This is a genomic window from Xanthobacter luteus (genome assembly GCF_040049235.1).
In the GTDB taxonomy this organism is placed as follows: domain Bacteria; phylum Pseudomonadota; class Alphaproteobacteria; order Rhizobiales; family Xanthobacteraceae; genus Xanthobacter.
The window spans coordinates 159,472-178,945 of the sequence record NZ_JBDZDO010000006.1 but is presented as its reverse complement, the minus strand read 5'-3'; the positions used below and the strand labels follow the sequence as shown (position 1 = coordinate 178,945).

Annotated in this window: 14 protein-coding genes; 11 read left to right on the top strand and 3 right to left on the bottom strand. The window is 71.5% G+C overall.

Annotation, left to right across the window (positions count from 1 at the left end):
• Window positions 1-9 precede the first annotated feature (9 nt).
• Window positions 10-981: a type I pantothenate kinase gene (gene coaA, locus ABLE88_RS18245; protein ID WP_348833126.1), complete on the top strand. Its 972-nt coding sequence runs from the start codon at window positions 10-12 to the stop codon at window positions 979-981.
• Window positions 982-1,281: 300 nt separating this feature from the next.
• Here coaA and ABLE88_RS18240 read toward each other — a convergent pair whose 3' ends face one another.
• Window positions 1,282-1,695: an HIT domain-containing protein gene (locus ABLE88_RS18240; RefSeq protein WP_348833125.1), complete on the bottom strand. Its 414-nt coding sequence runs from the start codon at window positions 1,693-1,695 to the stop codon at window positions 1,282-1,284.
• A 494-nt stretch (window positions 1,696-2,189) separates the two neighbouring features.
• On the opposite strand from ABLE88_RS18240, the gene ABLE88_RS18235 reads away from it, so the two are divergent.
• From ABLE88_RS18235 to ABLE88_RS18205, 7 genes are all read left to right on the top strand, one after another.
• Window positions 2,190-3,449, top strand: coding sequence for an aspartate kinase (locus tag ABLE88_RS18235; RefSeq protein ID WP_348833124.1), 1,260 nt, complete (start codon window positions 2,190-2,192; stop codon window positions 3,447-3,449).
• A 73-nt stretch (window positions 3,450-3,522) separates the two neighbouring features.
• Entirely contained in the window at window positions 3,523-5,787 is a 2,265-nt protein-coding gene (gene ptsP, locus ABLE88_RS18230) for a phosphoenolpyruvate--protein phosphotransferase (RefSeq protein WP_348833123.1), read from the top strand.
• A gap of 7 nt (window positions 5,788-5,794) precedes the next feature.
• On the top strand, window positions 5,795-6,871 hold the full coding sequence (gene prfA / locus ABLE88_RS18225; protein ID WP_348833122.1) for a peptide chain release factor 1: 1,077 nt from the start codon (window positions 5,795-5,797) through the stop codon (window positions 6,869-6,871).
• A gap of 20 nt (window positions 6,872-6,891) precedes the next feature.
• The gene (gene prmC / locus ABLE88_RS18220) at window positions 6,892-7,752 is read left to right on the top strand and encodes a peptide chain release factor N(5)-glutamine methyltransferase (RefSeq protein WP_348833121.1); all 861 of its coding nucleotides are present in this window, start codon (window positions 6,892-6,894) and stop codon (window positions 7,750-7,752) included.
• A gap of 667 nt (window positions 7,753-8,419) precedes the next feature.
• Window positions 8,420-9,472, top strand: a complete 1,053-nt coding sequence (locus tag ABLE88_RS18215) for a DUF4167 domain-containing protein (protein WP_348833120.1) — start codon at window positions 8,420-8,422, stop codon at window positions 9,470-9,472.
• A gap of 172 nt (window positions 9,473-9,644) precedes the next feature.
• Window positions 9,645-10,577 (top strand): NAD(+) diphosphatase, encoded by a 933-nt coding sequence (nudC, locus tag ABLE88_RS18210; protein WP_348833119.1) that lies wholly within the window; start codon window positions 9,645-9,647, stop codon window positions 10,575-10,577.
• Complete coding sequence (locus ABLE88_RS18205; RefSeq protein ID WP_348833118.1) at window positions 10,570-12,396, top strand: uracil-xanthine permease family protein; 1,827 nt, start codon at window positions 10,570-10,572, stop codon at window positions 12,394-12,396. Before nudC ends, ABLE88_RS18205 begins: the two co-directional genes overlap by 8 nt.
• 52 nt (window positions 12,397-12,448) lie before the next feature.
• On the opposite strand, the gene ABLE88_RS18200 is transcribed toward ABLE88_RS18205, so the two are convergent.
• Both ABLE88_RS18200 and ABLE88_RS18195 read right to left on the bottom strand, forming a co-directional pair.
• Window positions 12,449-13,309 carry a prephenate dehydratase gene (locus ABLE88_RS18200; protein WP_348833117.1) on the bottom strand — a complete coding sequence of 287 codons (861 nt, stop codon included), beginning with the start codon at window positions 13,307-13,309 and terminating at the stop codon, window positions 12,449-12,451.
• A 67-nt stretch (window positions 13,310-13,376) separates the two neighbouring features.
• Window positions 13,377-14,132, bottom strand: coding sequence for a 3-deoxy-manno-octulosonate cytidylyltransferase (locus tag ABLE88_RS18195; RefSeq protein ID WP_348833116.1), 756 nt, complete (start codon window positions 14,130-14,132; stop codon window positions 13,377-13,379).
• Window positions 14,133-14,366: 234 nt separating this feature from the next.
• Here ABLE88_RS18195 and ABLE88_RS18190 point away from each other — a divergent pair, with 234 nt between their 5' ends.
• The 3 genes from ABLE88_RS18190 to ABLE88_RS18180 all read left to right on the top strand — a co-directional run bounded on the left by ABLE88_RS18190 (window position 14,367) and on the right by ABLE88_RS18180 (window position 19,434).
• A complete protein-coding gene (locus ABLE88_RS18190; protein WP_348833115.1) occupies window positions 14,367-14,945 on the top strand; it encodes a c-type cytochrome in 579 nt (192 codons plus the stop codon).
• A 434-nt stretch (window positions 14,946-15,379) separates the two neighbouring features.
• Window positions 15,380-17,524, top strand: a complete 2,145-nt coding sequence (locus ABLE88_RS18185; RefSeq protein WP_348833114.1) for an extracellular solute-binding protein — start codon at window positions 15,380-15,382, stop codon at window positions 17,522-17,524.
• A complete protein-coding gene (locus tag ABLE88_RS18180; protein ID WP_348833113.1) occupies window positions 17,521-19,434 on the top strand; it encodes an extracellular solute-binding protein in 1,914 nt (637 codons plus the stop codon). Before ABLE88_RS18185 ends, ABLE88_RS18180 begins: the two co-directional genes overlap by 4 nt.
• Window positions 19,435-19,474: the final 40 nt, after the last annotated feature.

The following is a 19,474-nucleotide window of genomic DNA, read 5'->3' as shown; positions in this document are numbered from 1 at the left end:
GCTTTCCTCATGGACCAGCGCATGGATCCCGGCCTTTCGCCCTACCGCACCTTCTCGCGCGAGGAATGGGCGGCGCTGCGGCGCGACACGCCGCTCACCCTGCGGCCGGAGGAGATCGAGCGCCTGCAGGGCCTCGGCGTCCACCTGTCCATTCAGGAGGTGGAGGAGATCTACCTGCCGCTCTCGCGCCTGCTGTCGCTCTATGTGGGCGCGACGCAGAAGCTGTTCCGCGCCATGACCCACTTCCTCGACCAGCGCGAAAACGAGGCCAACGGCGAGGGCAAGGTACCCTACATCATCGGCGTCGCCGGCTCGGTGGCGGTGGGCAAGTCCACCACCGCGCGCGTGCTCCAGGCGCTGCTCGCCCGCTGGCCGAACACGCCGAAGGTGGGCCTCGTGACCACCGACGGCTTCCTGCTGCCCAACGCGGTTCTCGACCGCGAGGGGCTGATGGAGAAGAAGGGCTTCCCCGAGAGCTACGATCTGCCGCTGCTGCTGCGCTTCCTGTCCGACATCAAGGCCGGCCGCCGGCCGGTGCGCGCGCCGCTCTACTCGCATTTCTTCTACGACGTGATGCCCGACCAGACGGTGGAGGTGGACCGGCCGGACATCCTCATCGTCGAGGGGCTCAACGTGCTGCAGACCACGCGCCCGCCCAAGGACGGCAAGGCGATCCCCTTCGTCTCCGACTTCTTCGACTTCTCGGTCTATATCGACGCCGACGAGGAGGTGATCGAGCGCTGGTACGTGGAGCGCTTCATGCGGCTGCGCGAGACCGCGTTCAAGGACCCGCTCTCCTACTTCCACCGCTACTCCCAGCTCACCGAGGAAGAGGCGACCGCGACCGCGCTCGCCATCTGGCGGCGCACCAATCTGCCGAACCTCATGGAGAACATCCTGCCCACCCGCCAGCGCGCCGACCTGATCCTGCGCAAGGCCGGCCACCACGAGGTGGCCGAGGTGAGCCTGCGCCGGCTGTAGCGGCCATCGGCCATTCCCGCGGGGCGATCCGCGCCAAAGGGAGCCGCGGCGCGGTTGCCATGCCGGCAGCCCTCTTTATAACCCCCTAAATTCAAACGAATCCACGGCCCGCATGTGCGGCTTGGGCGATCCATGGCGGCCGATCCGGCGCCAGGGCCCGTCCCATGGCGGGACGCCAGCGCCGCGCGCGCGAACGGTGCGGGAACGAACCGTGCGCGAATCGCTGCCGTGCGGCATGTCCTTCTTTGTTCCGCCCGCCGCGCGGCGGGCGCGCGCCGCGCCGGACGGGCGGCGCCGGCCTCAGGCCCTGAGCAGCGCGCCCCGCAGCTTCGAGAAGCGGTCGGCGAGCGTCGCCTCGTCCATCGGCTCGCGCACGCCGAAGCCGAACACCGGCGCCGGCCAGGCGGCATCGCCGGGATCGCGGCCGACCACATGGACGTGCAACTGACTCACCACGTTGCCGAGCGCCGCCACGTTGAGCTTGGCGCACTTGGATACCTCTCTCACCGCGGCGCCCGCCGCCGCTATCTCCGCCATCAGCAGGGTCCGCTCGGCGGGCGACAGATCGAGGATCTCCACCAGCTGGTCGCGGGCCGGCACCAGCACCAGCCAGACGAAGCGCGCGTCGTCGACGAGCCGGACGTGACACAGCGGCAGGTCGAGCAGAGGCGGGCCGTCCGCCCGGAGGCGCGGGTCGAGGATGAAGGAAGACATCGGCCTTCGGGTCCAGTGTCGGGGGCGGCCGTCCGCCGTCGCGCGCACGATCCGGCCGGATCCGGCGCGAGCTCAGGGGCGGTCGGGAGGGCGGCAATGACGTGGAAAACGAGCCTACGGCAAGAACGCGCCGGGAGAAAGGGCGTCGCCGGCCGGGCCAGGGGCGTTCCGCGCAGCCGGACCGAAGCCCGGGGAGGCGTCGGCCCGGTGCTTCCGTCCGCGCACGGCGCGACGCCGGTTTCGCCCAGGCGGGTTGCCGGCCGGCCCGGTTGCGGCTAGGAAGCGCCCCGAAACGCCGCGCGCTCCGTCGAACCCGCGCGGCAGGGCCAAAGGGATGCAACGCGCCGCCAGCATGGGGATCGAGGACACCGGCGCCGGCAGCGGCGCCCTGTCCATGCGCCGGCGAAAATGACGCCCGCGCGGCCCGGGCGCCCCGCGCCCGCCTCCAAGAGCAATCCCTCGATCCCCCGTCATTGAAAAGAAAGGCGCGAGCCATGGCTCGGCTGGTGATGAAGTTCGGCGGCACCTCGGTCGCCAACCTGGAGCGCATCCGCAACGTGGCGCGCCATGTGAAGCGCGAGGTCGAGGCCGGATACCAGGTCGCGGTGGTGGTTTCCGCCATGGCCGGCAAGACCAACGAGCTGGTGGCCTGGTGCAAGGAGGCCGCGCCGCTCTACGACGCCCGCGAATACGACGCCGTGGTGGCCTCCGGCGAGCAGGTGACGAGCGGGCTGCTCGCCATCGCGCTGCAGCGGGCGGGCGTGCCGGCGCGCTCCTGGCAGGGCTGGCAGATCCCCATCCTCACCGACGACGCCCACGGCTCCGCGCGCATCCTGGAGATCGACGGCACGGCGCTCGGGGCCTCGATCGACGGCGGCGAGGTGGCGGTGATCGCCGGCTTCCAGGGCATTCACGGCGCTTCCGGCCGCCTCACCACGCTGGGACGCGGCGGCTCGGACACCAGCGCGGTGGCGGTGGCGGCGGCGCTCGGCGCCGAGCGCTGCGACATCTACACCGACGTGGACGGGGTCTACACCACCGACCCGCGCGTGGTGCCGCGGGCCAAGCGCCTCGACCGCATCGCCTTCGAGGAAATGTTGGAGATGGCCTCGCTCGGGGCCAAGGTGCTGCAGGTGCGCTCGGTGGAGCTCGCCATGGTGCACAATGTGCGCACCTTCGTGCGCTCGAGCCTCACCGATCCGGACGCGCCGGAGATGGCCAACGTGGAGACGGCGGGCACGCTCATCTGCGACGAGGAGGAGATCGTGGCAAACCAGATGGAATCGCAGGTGGTCACCGGCATCGCCTTCTCCAAGGACGAGGCCCAGGTCTCGATCCGCCGGGTGGCGGACAAGCCGGGCATCGCCGCCGCCGTGTTCGGCCCGCTGGCCGAGGGGCACATCAACGTGGACATGATCGTCCAGAACGTGTCGGCGGACGGCTTCACCGACATCACCTTCACGGTGCCGACCGCCGATTACGAGCGGGCCAAGGCGGTGCTCGAGATGTCCCGCGACGCCATCGCCTACCAGGCGCTGGAAGGGGCGATGGAGGTCACCAAGGTCTCGGTGATCGGCATCGGCATGCGCTCGCACGCGGGGGTCGCGGCCCAGGCGTTCCAGGCGCTCGCGGCCAAGGGCATCAACATCCGGGCCATCACCACGTCGGAGATCAAGATCTCGATCCTGATCGACGCGGCATATACCGAGCTTGCCGTTCGGACTCTCCATTCGCTATACGGGCTCGACAGCTGAAAAGCGGGCCGGCGGGGGCGCGCCGTTCACTGACAGCCCCGCGGGTTCCCCGCCAACCTTGAGGATGCGGCCGATGCGTGGCGCGCTCGGCGGCCCCCGCGTGCTGCTCCGCCGCCTCCGCGAGGTGATGGCGGAGCCAGTAAGCGCGCAGGACCGCCTCGATAAGATCGTGGTGCTCATCGCCGCCAACATGGTCGCGGAGGTGTGCTCGGTCTACGTGCTGCGCGTCGATCAGACTCTCGAACTGTACGCTACGGAAGGTCTGAACCGGAATGCGGTTCATCTTACCGTCATGCGGGTGGACGAGGGCCTGGTCGGCCACGTGGCGCGGGAGGCCGAATCGCTGGCGCTCTCCGAGGCCCAGGCGCATCCGGAGTTCGCCTACCGCCCGGAGACCGGCGAAGAGATCTACAATTCCTTCCTCGGCGTGCCGATCCTGCGCGGCGGCAACACGCTCGGCGTGCTGGTGGTGCAGAACCGGGCGCGCCGCACCTATACCGAGGAGGAGATCGAGGCGCTCCAGACCACCGCCATGGTGCTGGCGGAGATGATCGCCTCGGGCGAGCTGACGGCGCTCGCCAAGCCGGGCGCCGAGCCGGCGGTGCGCCGGCCGCTGCATCTGACGGGCGTGCCGCTCGCCGACGGCCTCGGGCTCGGCTACGTGGTGCTGCACGAGCCGCGCATCAAGGTCACCAACGTCATCGCCGACGACGTCCACAAGGAGACCGAGCGGCTCGACGCCGCCATCGGCAAGCTGCGCCACGCCATCGACGCGATGCTGGAGGACGACGGCCTCGCCAAGGCCGGGGAGCATCGCGACATCCTCGAGGCCTACCGCATGTTCGCCCACGACCGGGGCTGGATGCACCGGATGCGCGAGGCGGTGCTGTCGGGCCTCACCGCCGAGGGCGCCGTGGAACGCGTCCAGTCGGACACAAGGGCGCGCATGATGCGCGCCTCCGACCCCTATCTGCGCGAGCGCCTGCACGACCTCGACGACCTCGCCAACCGCCTGCTGCGCGAGCTGACCGGCGGGAGCGGCGCCGAGCGCGAGACCCTGCCCGAGAACGCCATCCTGGTGGCGCGCAACATGAGCCCGGCGGCGCTGCTCGACTATGACCGCGCGCGCATCCGCGGCCTGGTGCTGGAGGAGGGCGGCACCACCAGCCACGTCACCATCGTCGCCCGCGCGCTCGGCATCGCCGCCGTCGGCCAGGTGGAGAACGCCGCCGGGCTCGCCGATCCCGGCGATCCGGTGATCGTCGACGGCCAGGCGGGCGAGGTGCATCTGCGCCCGCCCGGCGACGTGGAGGAGGCCTATGCCGAGAAGGTGCGCTACCGCGCCCGCCGGCAGGCCCAGTATGCGGCGCTGCGCACCCGCCCCTCGGTGACCAAGGACGGGGTGCATGTCGACCTGCATCTCAATGCCGGCCTGCTGGTGGACCTGCCCCACATCGCCGAGACCGGCGCCTCGGGCATCGGCCTGTTCCGGACCGAGCTGCAGTTCATGATCGCCTCCACCTTCCCGCGCATCTCCGAGCAGCTGAAGCTCTATCGCGCGGTGCTGGACGCGGCCGGCGACCGGCCGGTGACCTTCCGCACCCTCGACATCGGCGGCGACAAGGTGCTGCCCTACATGCGCGCGGTCGAGGAGGAGAACCCGGCGCTCGGCTGGCGCGCCATCCGCCTCGGCCTCGACCGGCCGGGCCTGCTGCGCTCCCAGGTGCGCGCGCTGCTACGCGCCGGCGCCGGGCGCGAGCTGCGCGTCATGTTCCCCATGGTGGCGGCGGTGGAGGAGTTCGACCAGGCGCGCGCCATCGTCGAGCGCGAATTGACCCACCTGCGCCGCCACGGCCACGGCATGCCCGACCGGGTCTTCGTCGGCGCCATGGTGGAGGTGCCCTCGCTGCTGTTCCAGCTGGACGAGATGCTGACGCGCGCCGACTTCCTGTCGGTCGGCTCGAACGACCTCGTCCAGTTTCTCTACGCCGCGGACCGCTCCAACATGCGGGTCGCCGACCGGTTCGACCCGCTCTCGGCGCCGGCGCTCAGGGCGTTCCGCATGGTGGCGGAGGCGGGGTCGCGGCACGGCAAGCCGATCACGCTGTGCGGCGAGCTGGCGTCGCGCCCGCTCGAGGCGGTGGCGCTCGCCGCGCTCGGCTATCGCTCGCTCTCGGTCTCGCCGGCCTCGATCGGCCCGGTGAAGGCGACGCTGCTGGACCTCGACGTCGCGGCGGCGCGCAAGGTGCTGCTGCCGCTGCTCGACGACCGGACCGGCACGGTGGACATCCGCGGCACGCTCCGGGCGTTCGCCTTGGCGAGCGGGCTCGCGCTATAAGCAGCCGATGAACAGCCTGCCGCTTGCCAAGCTCGACCAATTGGTCGCGCGTCACGCCGAGATCGAGGCCGCGCTCGCCCGCGGCGCCGAGGGCGAGGAGATCGCCCGTCTCGGCCGCGAATTCTCCGATCTTTCGCCGGTCGTGGCGCAGGTGAAGGCGCTCAAGGCCGCCGCGCGCGACCTCGGCGAGGCGCGCGAATTGGCGGCCGAGGGCGACGCCGAGATGCGCGAACTGGCGCAGAGCGAGGTGGCGCGCCTCGAGACCCGCATCGCCGAGCTGACCCGCGAGGTGCGGCTCGCGCTCCTGCCCAAGGACACCATGGACGAGCGCGGCGTGATCCTGGAGGTGCGCGCCGGCACCGGCGGCGACGAGGCGGCGCTGTTCGCCGGCGACCTCTACCGCATGTATGCGCGCTACGCCGCCGAGAAGGGCTGGAGCGTCGAGGTGCTGTCGGAGAGCGAAGGCACCATGGGCGGCTACAAGGAGATCGTCGCCGCGCTCCACGGCAAGGGCGCCTTCGCCCGGCTGAAGTTCGAGAGCGGCGTGCACCGGGTGCAGCGCGTGCCGGAAACCGAGGCCGGCGGGCGCATCCACACCTCGGCCGCCACCGTCGCGGTGCTGCCCGAGGCCGAGGAGGTGGATGTCGACGTCAACGAGGCGGACCTGCGGATCGACGTGTTCCGCGCCCAGGGCGCCGGCGGCCAGCACGTGAACAAGACCGAGAGCGCGGTGCGCATCACCCACCTGCCCACCAACACCGTGGTGATGGTGCAGGACGAGCGCTCCCAGCACCGCAACAAGGCGCGCGCCATGGCGCTGCTGCGCGCCCGCCTGCTGGACTCCGAGCGCCAGCGCCAGGAGGCGGGCCGGGCCGCCGAGCGCCGCGGCCAGGTGGGTTCCGGCGACCGCTCCGAGCGCATCCGCACCTACAATTTCCCGCAGGGGCGGGTGACCGACCACCGCATCAATCTGACCCTCTACAAGCTCGAAGAGGTGATCGCCGGCACCGCCCTCGACGAGGTGGTCGACGCGCTCGTCACCGAGCACCAGGCGGCGCTGATGGCCGCGGCCGAAGAGGCGTGAGACCGGACCGGGACGCCGCCATGCCCGTGAGCGAGACCCTTGGCGATCTGCGGCGCGCGCTGGCGGGCCGCCTGCGGCAGGCCGGCATCGCCGCCGCCGACATCGAGGCGCGCCTGCTGGTGGCGCAGGCGGCCGGGCTCGCGCCGGCGCAGCTGCTGGCCCACGCCCAGGACCGCACGGACGCCGGCACGCGCGCGGCGGCCGCCGCGCTGCTCGCCCGGCGCCTCGCCGGCGAGCCGGTCTCGCGCATCCTCGGGCGCCGGGAGTTCTGGAGCATGGACTTCGCGCTCGCCCCCGAGACCCTGGTGCCGCGCCCCGACACCGAGACCGTGGTGGAGGAGGCGCTCGCGCACGTTGCCGACCGCGCGGCGCCGCTGCGCCTGCTGGATCTCGGCACCGGCTCCGGCGCCATCCTCGCGGCCCTTCTGAGCGAGCTGCCGAACGCGTTCGGGGTCGGCGTCGATCTGTCGGCGGGCGCCGCGCGCGCCGCTTGCGACAATCTGGCGCGCCTCGGCCTCGGCGCGCGGGCGTGCGTGGTGGCGGGGCGCTGGGGCGAGGCGCTCTCCGGCCCCTTCGATCTGGTGGTGTCGAACCCGCCTTACATCCCGACCGCCGACCTCGGCCGCCTCGACGCCGAGGTGCGCCTCCACGATCCCGCCCTCGCCCTCGACGGCGGGTCGGACGGGCTCTGCGCCTATCGTGCCATCGTCCGCGAGGCGGGCCGGCTGCTGGCGCCCGGCGGTACTTTGGTGCTTGAGCTGGGAATCGGCCAAGATCGGGCGGTGGCGGGGCTGCTGCGCGAGGCCGGCCTCGCGCTTGCCGGCCCGGCGCGGCCGGACCTCGCCGGCATCCCGCGCGCCCGCGCCGCGCGCAAACCCTGAGCCAGCGCACATTCTGGCGAAATCGGGGCACAAGCAGGCGGGAAAAAAACGCTTGGATCGGACGAGGGAACTGGCTAGTGTTCAATCCCAGGAATCGAGCCGAGGTACCTGCCCAGAGGGGCGGTGCGGGCTTCCGAAATCTCGTAAGGACATTTCGGACGCCATGGAGGATCGTGGTCGATGGCGCGCGAACGCTGCGCCCGTGGCAATCCTCTCGCGGGTCGATCGTTTCACCGGGTAAGGCGTGCTCCGGCATGAGGCCGTGACGCGATGTGTCAGATTGGGCGGCCGCGCCAGAGGCGCGGATCGGGGCTCGATGATCGGACTGATCCTGAATTCTTGAAGGGCACTTCCGCATGCTCACCAGCGCGGGCGCCGGACGGGCGCCGGAGCGTGATCCGAGGAAATTGGCTCAATTTGCTCGGCGAACCGCCCTCTCACCCTAGGATCGGGAACGCGTCATCCGATCAGAATGCGAGCCGATCGCCCCATGTTCCCGGCTGCGCGCATGAGTGCTGCGCCCGCAGCCGTGTTGTTTCCGGTTCGATGCCGCGCGGCCGCGGCGCGAACCGGCAGGTTTGAGAAGCCAGGCCGCATCGCCCCGAGATTCGAAAGAGATCCGGCGCAGGCGGCGGAGTGAACGCCGAGCGAGTAGAGAACGATCACGATGAGAAATGGTCAGCAGAAGCGCATGCGCGGCCGGAACAACAACCGGCGCGGATCCAATCCGCTCACGCGTGTCTATGAGTCGAACGGGCCGGACGTGAAGGTGCGCGGCACCGCCCACCACATCACCGAGAAGTACCAGCAGCTCGCGCGCGACGCGCAGTCCTCCGGCGACCCGGTGGCGGCGGAGAACTATCTCCAGCACGCCGAGCATTATCTGCGCCTCATCGCCTCGCTCCAGGGCCAGTTCGGCCCGCAGCCCGGCTTCGGCCGCGACGAGGATGGCGACGACGAGGACATGGACGACGTGTCCGGCCTCGACGCGCCCCAGCCTTACGGACGGAACGACCAGCCGCCTTATGCGCGCGAAGGCCGCGACAATCGCGAGGGCCGCGACAACCGCGAGGGCCGGGACAATCGCGACAACCGCGACAATCGCGGGCCGGACAACCGTGGGCCGGACAACCGTGGGCCCGACACCCGCGAGGGGCGCCCGCCCCGCGAGGGCCGCAACGGCTTCCGCCGCAACCGCGACGAGGACGGCGGCGAGAGCTACCAGCCGCGCGAGGCGCGCGACAATCGCGAAGGCCGCGAGCCGCGCGAGGCTCGGGAGCCGCGCGAGGGCCGCGAGGTGCGGGAAGGCCGCGACAACCGCGAGCCCCGCGAACCCCGCGAGTTCCGCGCCCCGCGCCCGCCGCGCGGCGAGGAGGAGGCTCCCCGCCCGGCCCCCCGGCCGGCGCGCGAGGAAGATGAGCCCATCCTCGGTTTGCCCTCCTTCATCACCGGCGGCGGCATCGCCAAGGAGGTGGCGAAGGACGTGGTCAAGGATCTGCCCAAGGATCCGCCCAAGGATCCGCCGAAGGATCCGGACGCGGACGAGCGCCCGGCGCGCGAAGCGGCGCCCGACGAGGCGGGCGAGGGCGACGCCGGGGAGGCGCGCCTCGGCCGCCGCCGCCGCCGCTATCGCTCCCGCGCCGACCGCGCCGAGGATGCCGGCGGCGAGCCCGTGGCGGGCGAGGGCTCCGGCGAGCAGCAGCCGCTGTTCAACGACTGAGATCGGGCGCCGAACGGCGCATTCCGGCACGAATCACGGCAAAAGGCCCCGGAGACGGGGCCTTTTTCTTGGCCCCGGGCCGGGGGCCGGGCGCGCGCCCGGCTGCCTTGCCTCGCGCCATGAGCCGTGCGACCGTCGCGCCACCGCCTCTGGAATGCCGGCTCCTTCCTCCATGTCCTTCGCCCATCCCGAACTCGGGCCATGGCCCGCCCTCGGCTATGTGGGAAATCCCCTCGATCGCGCGGCGCACCTGAGGCCCGAGGGCGTGGGCCTCGCCCGCGCCCCGCAGGCGCGCGCCTATCTGCTCGGCGGCGAGCTGGTGGCGCTCAAGGGCGATGCCGATGCCGCCGACCCGCTGTTCGCGCCCGCCGAGGCCGAGGCCTGGACGCGCGAGGCGCCGGTCTTCCTAGGGCTGGCGGGCGGGACGCCGCGCGCCGCCTTCCCGTTCGATCCCGCCCGGCGCGAGGAGATGGAGGCCGCCGGCCTGCTGGTCGCCGATCTGCGCTCGATCGCCGTGCGCGGGCTGGTGGGCCCGGAGCATCTCGGCCCCATCGCCTGCGGCAAGGCGCTGCTGGGCTGGCACCGGCGCCACGGCTTCTGCGCCAATTGCGGCGCCGCCACCACCATCATCGAGGCCGGCTGGCGGCGCGACTGCCCGTCCTGCGGGGCGCAGCACTTTCCCCGCACCGACCCGGTGGTGATCATGCTGACCGCGCATGGCGACGCCTGCCTGCTGGGGCGCCAGCCGCAGTTCGCGCCGGGCATGTATTCGTGCCTCGCCGGCTTCGTCGAGCCGGGCGAGAGCCTCGAGGAGGCGGTGCGGCGCGAGACCCTGGAGGAGGCCGGCATCGCGACCGGCAAGGTCGCCTACCACGCCTGCCAGCCCTGGCCCTTTCCCATGTCGCTGATGATCGGCTGCCTCGCCGAGGCGACCTCGCAGGACATCACCATCGATCCGGCCGAGATCGAGGCCGCGCGCTGGTTTGGCCGCGGAGAGGTGGCGCAGATGCTCGCCCGCACCCACCCGGACGGCCTGTTCGCGCCGCCGCCGGTGTCGATCGCGCACCATCTCATGCGCGCCTTCCTGGAGGGTGCGCGTGCCTGAGGCGCAGCACGGCGCCTCGGGCGGCCGCCCGTCCGCCCAGGCCGACCCCGCCCGCCGTCCGCGGGCGCAGCGGCTGATCGCTTTGGTGTTCGACGATGCCGGCCGCGGGCCGCGCATCCACCGGCGGCCGACCAGCCTGGTCTACGGGCTGAACGACAAGGTGCCGGTGCCGGCTCTGGTGCCGCTCGCGCTCCAGCACGCCATGCTGGCGCTCACCTTCCTGATCTATCCGGTGCTCGCGGCCACCGAGGCCGGGCTGTCCGCGCGCGAGACCTCGGCCATGCTCTCGGCCTGCGCCATGTCCATGGGGCTCGCGACGGTGCTGCAATGCGCGCGCACCCGCTTCGGCTCCGGCTATCTCGCGGTCCACATCCCGGCGCCGGGCGCCATCCCGCTCGCGGTGCAGGCGCTCTCGCTGGGCGGCATCGGGCTGCTCGCCGCCACCACCTTCCTGGTCGGCGTGTGCCAGCTCGGCATGGCGCGGCTGGTGCGGCCGCTGCGGGTGGTGCTGCCGCCGGAGGTATGCGGCGTCGCCGTCACCATGCTCGGCGTCTCGCTCGCCGGGCCGGCGCTGCGGCGCGCTCTGGGCATGGAGGGGGCGGCCCTCGCGCCGTCGGAGAACGCGCTGCTGGTGAGCCTGTCCACCTTGTGCCTGATCGTCGGCGTCGCGGTGTTCGCGCCGAAGCGGCTCAAGCTGTTCGCGGTGTTCGTCGGCGCCTGCGCCGGCTGGGCGCTAGCCGGGGCGTTCGGCACGATGCCGGCGGGCTCCGCCGACCGCATCGCCGCCGCGGCCTGGATGGCCTTGCCGGAGGTGCACCTGCCCTCGCTCAGCCTCGCGCCCGCGCTGTTCCCGCTGGTGGCGCTGCTGGTGGTGATGAACCTCGTGGACGTGCTCTCGGTGACGGTGTCGCTGGAGAAGATGAACGATGCCGACTGGCGCCGCGCCGACATGCGGGCGGCGCAGCGGGCGGTCACCGCCTGCGGCATCGGCAACATGCTGAACGGCCTCTCCTCGGGCTTCCAGGCCGGGCTGTCCTCCTCCTCCGTGGGCCTCGCCTTCGCCACCCAGGCCACCGCGCGGGTGATCGGCCTCGTCGCCGGCGCCATGATCTTCGCCACCGCCTTCTTCCCCAAGGCGATCGTCGCTTTGACCCTGATCCCCTCGCCGGTGATCGGCGGCATCCTGCTCTACACCTCCGCCTATCTGCTGGTGGCGGGCATGGACCTCATCACCTCGCGGCGGCTCTCCGAGCGGCGGGTGTTCGTGGTGGGGCTGTCGATGCTGGCCGGGCTGTCGATCGTCTTCCTGCCGCTGCGCGAGCAGCTGCCGGAGGCGCTGCGGCCGCTGTTCTCCACCCCGCTCACGGTGGGCGCGTGCTGCGCCATCGTCTTGAACCTGATCTTCCGCATCGGCATCGCCAAGGATGCCGCCATGCGGCTCGATCCCGGCGCCGGCGCCTTCACGGCCATGCGGGACTTCCTGGAGCGGCAGGGCGACCTGTGGGGGGCGCGGCGCGACGTGATGGCCGCCGCCATCCCGGTGGCCGCCCAGGCGCTGGAGATCATCGCCGATTCCGGCATCGCCGAGGGCGAGGTGGAGGTGCGCGCGCGGTTCGACGAGACCCATCTCGACGTCGAGGTGCTCTATGAGGGCGAAGTGATGGAGGCGCCGAAGGAGCGCCCCTCGCCGGAAGCCCTGTTCGGCGATGCCAAGGAGGTGGCCGGGTTCGGCGCCTACATGCTCAAGCAGCTGGGCGAGCACGTGAAGTTCGGCCGCGCGGGGGACCGCGCGCGGATCACCCTGCGCTTCGACCACTGAGCCGGCGGACCGCCGGCGCGCGGCGCGCCTTGAACCGGCGGACCGCCCGAAGTCAGAGCGCCTCGTCGCCCGCCGTCAGCCCGGCCCGGAACGGGCTCGCCGCATAGACGCCGAGGATGCGCATCTCGCGCGAGAAGAAGGCGAGCTCCTCCAGCGCCAGCTTCACCGGCCGGTCGTCGGGGTGGCCGTCCACGTCGGCGTAGAACTGGGTCGCCGTGAAGTGCCCGTCCATCTGGTAGGATTCGAGCTTCGTCATGTTCACGCCGTTGGTGGCGAAGCCGCCCAGCGCCTTGTAGAGCGCCGCCGGCACGTTGCGCACCCGGAACACGAAGGTGGTCACCACCGGGCCGTTGCCGGCCGGCGCCCACTCCCCGTCGCGCGAGAGGATGACGAAGCGCGTGGTGTTGTGCGCCTCGTCCTCGATGTTCTCCTTGAGGATGTCGAGGCCGTAGATCTCCGCCGCCAGCCGCGAGGCGATGGCGGCGCGCGAGGGATCCCCCGCCTCGGCGATCTCGCGCGCAGCGCCCGCGGTGTCGGCGCCGATCACCGGCGTGAGCGCGAGCGCGCGGATCGCCCGGCGGCATTGGCCGAGCGCCATCACGTGGCTCTGCACGGTCTTGAGCGTCGACAGGCTCGCGCCCTTCACCGCCATCAGCTGGTGCGACAGCGGCAGGAAGAACTCGCCGACGATGTTGAGCGTCGAGTGCGGCATCAGATGGTGTATGTCCGCCACCCGGCCGGCGACCGAGTTCTCGATCGGGATCATGGCGAAGTCCGCGCCGCCGCCCTCCACCAGCGCGAACGCGTCCTCGAACGTGGCGCACGGCACCGCCTCGTGGTCGGGGAACGCCTCGCGGCACGCGATGTGGGAGTTGGCTCCCGGCTCGCCCTGGAAGGTGATGCGGCGGCTCATGGCAATCAGGTCCTCGCTACGCTCTAACTCACTGAACAAGACGGCGCGCCCACCGGGCGGCTGCGCCTTATTCCCCCTCCGGCCCCTCCTGCGCAAGCAGGGCGCGGGCGCGCGCCAGATGCTCGGGGGTGTCGACGCCCAGCGGCACCGTGTCCACCAGCGCCACGTCGATGCGCATGCCGGCCTCGAGCGCGCGCAGCTGCTCCAGCCTCTCACGCCGCTCCAGCGGCGAGGGCGGCAGCGCGACGAACCGTTCCAGAGCCGCGCGGCGATAGGCGTAGAGGCCGATATGGTGGTACAGCGGCCCGTCGCCGTAAGGCGCGGTGGCGCGGGTGAAATAGAGCGCGCGCAGCAGCCCCGCGCCGGCCGGCGCGCCCACCACCTTCACCACGTTGGGGTCGGTGCGCTCCTCCTCCCGCGTGATCTCGGCGGCGAGCGTGGCGATGTCCACCTCGGGCGCGGCGAGGGGCAAAAGCGCGGCGCGGATGGCCTCGGGCGCGATGGTGGGCAGGTCGCCCTGCACGTTGACCACGATCTCCACCGCCCCGGCGCCGTCGAGGCGGGCGAGCGCCTCGTGGATCCGGTCCGAGCCGGAGGGATGGTCGGGCCTCGTCATCACCGCCTCGAAGCCGGCGGCGCGGACCGCGTCGGCGATCTCCGCCGCGTCGGTGGCCACCGCCACGCGGCCGATGCCGGCTGCGACCGCTCGCCGCGCCACCTCGACGATCATGGGCCGCCCGCCGACGTCCGCGAGCGGCTTGCCCGGCAGGCGGCTTGCCGCCATCCGCGCGGGGATCAGCACCAGGACGCGGGCGGCCGGCATGGTCGGGATTTCCTCGTGGCGGCGCGCGGAAAAGCCGCGCGCAAAGCGGCATTGGGGCGCGCCTTATACGGGTTGCGCCTCTCCGATCAAAGTGCTTACTGTCCCACCCGGTGCGTGGAAAGGGCTGCGCGCCGTCTTATTGATATGCCATGCGGCATGCCGCGCCATCGGGCGGCGGTGGGGCCGCGCGATCAACCGGCCTCGACGCGGCCGGCACCGAGGGGCGAAGCGCCGATGGACGGTTTTGAATTGAACAAGATCTTGGGTGCGGTTCTGGCCACCCTGACCTTGACCCTCGGGCTCGGTATCGTCTCCGAGATCCTGTTCACGCCACAAGCCCCGGCCAAGCCGGGCTTCGACATCGTGGTGAATGAGGGCGCGCCGGGCGGCGGAGAAGCCCCCAAGGCGGCCGCCATCCCGATCGAGCAGCTGTTCGCCACCGCCTCGGTGGAGAAGGGCGCGAGCGTCGCCAAGAAGTGCGCCGCCTGCCACAATTTCGCAGAGGGCGCGGGCGCCAAGGTCGGCCCCGACCTCTATGCCGTGGTCGGCCGCCCCGTGGCGAGCGCCCCGGGCTTCGCCTATTCGGCGGCCATGAAGGCCAAGGGCGGCAACTGGACCCCGCAGGCGCTCAACCACTTCCTGATCAATCCCAAGGCCGACATCCCCGGCACGGCGATGGCGTTCGCCGGCCTGCCGAAGGAGACCGAGCGGGCCGACCTGATCGCCTATCTCAACTCGCTCTCGCACGATCCCAAGCCGCTGCCGACCGCCGCCGCGGCGCCGGCCGCGCCGGCCGAGACCAAGGCCAACTGACGCCGGGCGGGCGCCGGGAACGGCTTCGGCCGGCCTGCGGCGACAGCGCTGGCGGCGGTTTCACGCAGTTGTCACCTTCGGCACGTTTCCGGGCCGGCCCTTCGGGGCCGGCCTTTTTCTTGGGCCGTCCCCGCGGGCCTTTTTCTGGTTTCTCGGGCGTTTCTCGGGGACTTCGCGGCGCCGGCCGAGGCGCCGGGCGGCGCGCCCGGCCGCCCGGCGCGCCCGGCATCCCGCCCGCGCCCGCGCCGCGCCATGTTTCCGCCGTCGCGGCAGGCGCCATAATCCGCTATCCCGGTCCCGGAAGAGGACTCCAGAGCGCGATCGGTGCAGATTCCGTCAATCTGCCCGGCCCCCGCCCTCTGACTTGACGATAGCGAACACGCCGATCGGCGCGCCAGACAAGCCGATCAGCGCGTGCTTATGCGGAGTTGCCGATGCCCGTTCTGCCCCACCGTCTCCCGCGCCCGGCACTGACACCGGTGCTGGCGGCCGCGTTGCTCTCGGCCGCCCTGGCCCTGGCCGGAGGGACGGGCGCGCGGGCCGAGCAGGGTCCGGTCCGCCTGGCCCAGGCCCAGAGCGAGGGCGCGCCAGCTGCGGCGCCGGAGGCCGCTCCGACGGTGCCCGAGGCCGCGCCAGCCGCAGCGCAGGAGGCCGCGCCCGCAGCGCCGGCGGCGCCCGCCGTCCCTCCAGCCGCGGCGCCGGGTTTCCGCCACGCGGTCTCGCTCATGGGCACGCCGAAATATCCGGCCGGCTTCGCCCATTTCGACTATGTCAATCCCGGCGCCCCGAGGGCCGGCCTGGTGCGGCTCGCGGAGGACGGCACCTTCGACAGCTTCAACATCGTCATCCCGCGCGGCGCGGTGGCCGCGGGCATGGGCCTGATCTACGACACGCTCATGGCCGCCTCCTTCGACGAGGTGGCGAGCGAATACGGCCTGATCGCCGACGGCGTCGCCTATCCCGACGACTTCTCCACCGTCACCTACCGCATCAATGCCAACGCGCGCTGGCACGACGGCACGCCGATCACGCCCGAGGACGTGATCTTCTCGTTCGAGGCGTTCACCAAGAACAATCCCGGCCAGCGATTCTACTACAGCCACGTGACGAAGGCCGAGAAGACCGGCGCGCGCGAGATCACCTTCACCTTCGACCAAGCGGGCAACCGCGAGCTGCCGCAGATCGTCGGCCAGCTCGTCATCCTGCCCAAGCACTGGTGGACCGGCACCGACGCGAACGGCAAGCCGCGCGACGTCACCCAGGGCACGCTGGAGCCGCCGCTCGGCTCCGGCGCCTACAAGATCAAGACCTTCGCCCCCGGCCGCAACATCACCTACGAACGCGTGAAGGACTATTGGGCGGACGCGCTCAACGTGAACGTGGGCAAGAACAATTTCGATCAGATCCGGTACGAGTACTTCCGCGACGACACGGTGATGCTGGAGGCCTTCAAGGCCGACCAGTACGATTTCCGCCAGGAGAGCTCCGCCAAGAACTGGGCCACCGCCTACGACTTCCCCGCGGTGCGCGAGGGGCGCGTGGTGCTGGAAAAGTTCGAGGAGCGCGCCCGCGGCATGATGCAGGCCTTCATCCCGAACCTGCGGCGCGACAAGTTCAAGGACCCGCGGGTGCGCCGCGCGCTCAATTACGCGCTCGATTTCGAGGGCATGAACCGCACCTTGTTCTTCGGCCAGTATATCCGCGTGAACTCCTATTTCTCCGGCACCGAGCTCGCCTCCTCCGGCCTGCCGCAGGGCCGCGAGCTGGAGATCCTCGACACCGTCAAGGACCAGCTGCCGCCGGAGGTGTTCACCACGCCCTACACCAACCCGGTGAACGACACCGACGCGGCACGGCGCGCGAACCTGCGCGAGGCGGTGCGGCTGCTGAAGGAGGCGGGCTGGAACGTGCGCGACGAAGTGGACCCGGCCCATCCGCCCGGCGTGTTCGAGCGCATCATGATCTTCCTCGGTTTGTCGCGGCCGGTGACCCATAGGGTGCTGCGCGACGCGGCGGGCGAGCCCTTCACCATCGAGATCCTGCTCCAGAGCCCGGCCATGGAGCGCGTGGCGGTGTTCTACCAGCCGGCGCTGGAGCGGCTCGGCATCAAGGTGACGATCCGCCTGGTGGACACCTCGCAATACATCAACCGTCTGCGCGCCCGCGACTTCGACATGATCGTCGGCGGCTGGGGCCAGTCGCTCTCGCCCGGCAACGAGCAGCGCAGCTTCTTCGGCTCGCAGAGCGCGGACCGCGAGGGCTCGCAGAACTATGCCGGCATCCGCAACCCGGCGATCGACGCGCTGATCGACAAGGTGATCTACGCCACCGACCGGGAGGACCTCATCGCCGCCACCCGCGCCCTCGACCGGGCGCTGCTGTGGAACGAGTACGTCATCCCCGCCTGGACGCTGAACTACAGCCGCACCGCGCGCTGGAACCGCTTCGCCCGGCCGACGCACCTGCCGGCCTATTCCTTCGCCTTCCCGGACATCTGGTGGTTCGATCCGGATCTCGCGGCCAAAGCCGCGGCGAACGCCGCCGCCAATCCGGGCGCGGGAACGGGAGCGGGCAAATGAGCCTCAGCCGCCGCGCCCTGCTGCGCCTCTCGGCGCTCGGCGCCGCCCCGCTGCTGCTCGCGGCGCCCGCGCGCGGCCAGTCCTCTGGCGCGGCCGGAGGCGCTCCGAGCGCGGCAAGCGCCGCCGCGGAGGGCGGCGCCAGCGCGCAGGCGGTGGAGCGCCACGGCCTCTCGTTCTTCGGCGACCTCAAATATCCCGCCGACTTCACGCACTTCGCCTATGTGAACCCGGATGCGCCGAAGGGCGGGCCGTTCTCCCAGATCGGCCCCACCACCTTGTTCAACCAGGCGGAGAACACCTTCGACACGCTGAACCCCTACAACCAGCGGGGCAACGGCGCCCAGGGCATCGAACTGATCTACGACAGCCTTCTGACCGCGGCGGGCGACGAGAGAAGCGCCATGTATCCCCGCCTCGCCTCTTCCGTGGTGATCGCCGATGACGGGCTGACCTACCGCTTCCGCCTGAACCCGAAGGCCCGCTTCCACGACGGCACGCCGCTCACCGCGGACGACGTGGTGGCGACCTTCGCCGCCCTGAAGGCCGACGGCTTCGGGACCATCCGCATGGCGCTGCGCGACCTGACGGGCGTGGAACCGGACGGGCCGCACACCGTGGTGATGCGCTTCAAGGCGGGCCGCGCGCGCGACGTTCCGCTCACCGTGGCGGGCCTGCCGGTGTTCTCCCAGGCGTTCCTTGCCACTCACCCGTTCAACCAGTCCTCGCTCGATGTGCCGCTGGGCTCCGGGCCCTACCGGCTGGCGCGCTTCGAGCAGGGCCGCTTCGTCGAGTACGAGCGCGTCGCCGATTATTGGGGGCGCGATCTGCCCACCATGCGCGGGCGCTACAATTTCGGCACCGTGCGCTACGAATACTTCCGCGACCGCAATGCCGGCATGGAGGGCTTCAAGGCACGCACCTACCTGTTCCGCGAGGAGTTCACCGCGCGCGAATGGGCCGCCGCCTACGACTTCCCCGCCGTGCGCGAGGGCAAGGTCAAGGTGACGACCATGCCCGACGACACCTTCTCGGGGGTGCAGGGCTGGTTCCTCAACACGCGCCGCGCCAAGTTCCACGACCGCCGGGTGCGCGAGGCGGTGAACCTGCTGTTCGACTTCGAATGGACCGGCAAGAACGTGATGTACGACGCCTACAAGCGCACCGTCTCGTTCTTCCAGAACTCGGCGATGATGGCCGAGGGGCCGCCCGCGCCGGCCGAGCTGAAGGTGCTGGAGCCGTTCCGCGACAAGGTGCCGGAGGAAGTGTTCGGCGCGCCCTGGGTGCCGCCGGTCTCCGACGGCTCGGGCGAGGACCGCAACCTGCGGCGCCAGGCCGCCCAGCTGCTCAAGGAGGCGGGCTACACGATCCAGCAGGGCCGCCTCGTGGACGCGCGGGGCGAGGTGCTCGCCATCGAGTTCCTCGACAATGAGGGCGCCATGGAGCGCCACCATGCCCGCTTCATCGGCCACCTCAAGAAGGCCGGCATCGAGGCCACCTACCGGGTGGTGGACGCGACGCAGTACCAGCTGCGGCTCCAGAACTTCGACTTCGACGTGGTGGTGAAACGCTATGCCATGGCGCCCTATCCGGGCGACGAGCTGCGCGCCTATTTCTCCACCGAGGCGGCGCGGGCGCGCGGCTCCTACAATCTCGCCGGCATCGCCGACCCGGTGGTGGACGCGCTCATCTCCCGCGCGCTGGCGGCGGAGAACGCCGACGACCTGATCGTCACCTGCCGTTGCCTCGACCGGGTGCTGCGCGCCGGCCGCTACTGGATCCCGCAATGGTATTCGGCGATCCACCGCATCGCCTTCTGGGACGTGTTCGAGCGCCCGCCCACCAAGCCGAAGTTCGCGCGCGGCGTGATCGACACCTGGTGGAGCCGGACGCCGGACGCCAAAGGCGGATGAGGGGGAGAAGGCCGCGCCGGGGGGCGCGGCGCGGAAACGG

What these genes read in the sequence shown, in the direction of transcription:
- coaA (WP_348833126.1), top strand. Translation starts at nt 10, where the DNA reads ATGGACCAGCGCATGGATCCCGGCCTTTCGCCCTACCGCACCTTCTCG.
- ABLE88_RS18240 (WP_348833125.1), bottom strand. Translation starts at nt 1,695, where the DNA reads ATGTCTTCCTTCATCCTCGACCCGCGCCTCCGGGCGGACGGCCCGCCT.
- ABLE88_RS18235 (WP_348833124.1), top strand. Translation starts at nt 2,190, where the DNA reads ATGGCTCGGCTGGTGATGAAGTTCGGCGGCACCTCGGTCGCCAACCTG.
- ptsP (WP_348833123.1), top strand. Translation starts at nt 3,523, where the DNA reads ATGCGTGGCGCGCTCGGCGGCCCCCGCGTGCTGCTCCGCCGCCTCCGC.
- prfA (WP_348833122.1), top strand. Translation starts at nt 5,795, where the DNA reads ATGAACAGCCTGCCGCTTGCCAAGCTCGACCAATTGGTCGCGCGTCAC.
- prmC (WP_348833121.1), top strand. Translation starts at nt 6,892, where the DNA reads ATGCCCGTGAGCGAGACCCTTGGCGATCTGCGGCGCGCGCTGGCGGGC.
- ABLE88_RS18215 (WP_348833120.1), top strand. Translation starts at nt 8,420, where the DNA reads ATGAGAAATGGTCAGCAGAAGCGCATGCGCGGCCGGAACAACAACCGG.
- nudC (WP_348833119.1), top strand. Translation starts at nt 9,645, where the DNA reads ATGTCCTTCGCCCATCCCGAACTCGGGCCATGGCCCGCCCTCGGCTAT.
- ABLE88_RS18200 (WP_348833117.1), bottom strand. Translation starts at nt 13,309, where the DNA reads ATGAGCCGCCGCATCACCTTCCAGGGCGAGCCGGGAGCCAACTCCCAC.
- ABLE88_RS18195 (WP_348833116.1), bottom strand. Translation starts at nt 14,132, where the DNA reads ATGCCGGCCGCCCGCGTCCTGGTGCTGATCCCCGCGCGGATGGCGGCA.
- ABLE88_RS18190 (WP_348833115.1), top strand. Translation starts at nt 14,367, where the DNA reads ATGGACGGTTTTGAATTGAACAAGATCTTGGGTGCGGTTCTGGCCACC.
- ABLE88_RS18185 (WP_348833114.1), top strand. Translation starts at nt 15,380, where the DNA reads ATGCCCGTTCTGCCCCACCGTCTCCCGCGCCCGGCACTGACACCGGTG.
- ABLE88_RS18180 (WP_348833113.1), top strand. Translation starts at nt 17,521, where the DNA reads ATGAGCCTCAGCCGCCGCGCCCTGCTGCGCCTCTCGGCGCTCGGCGCC.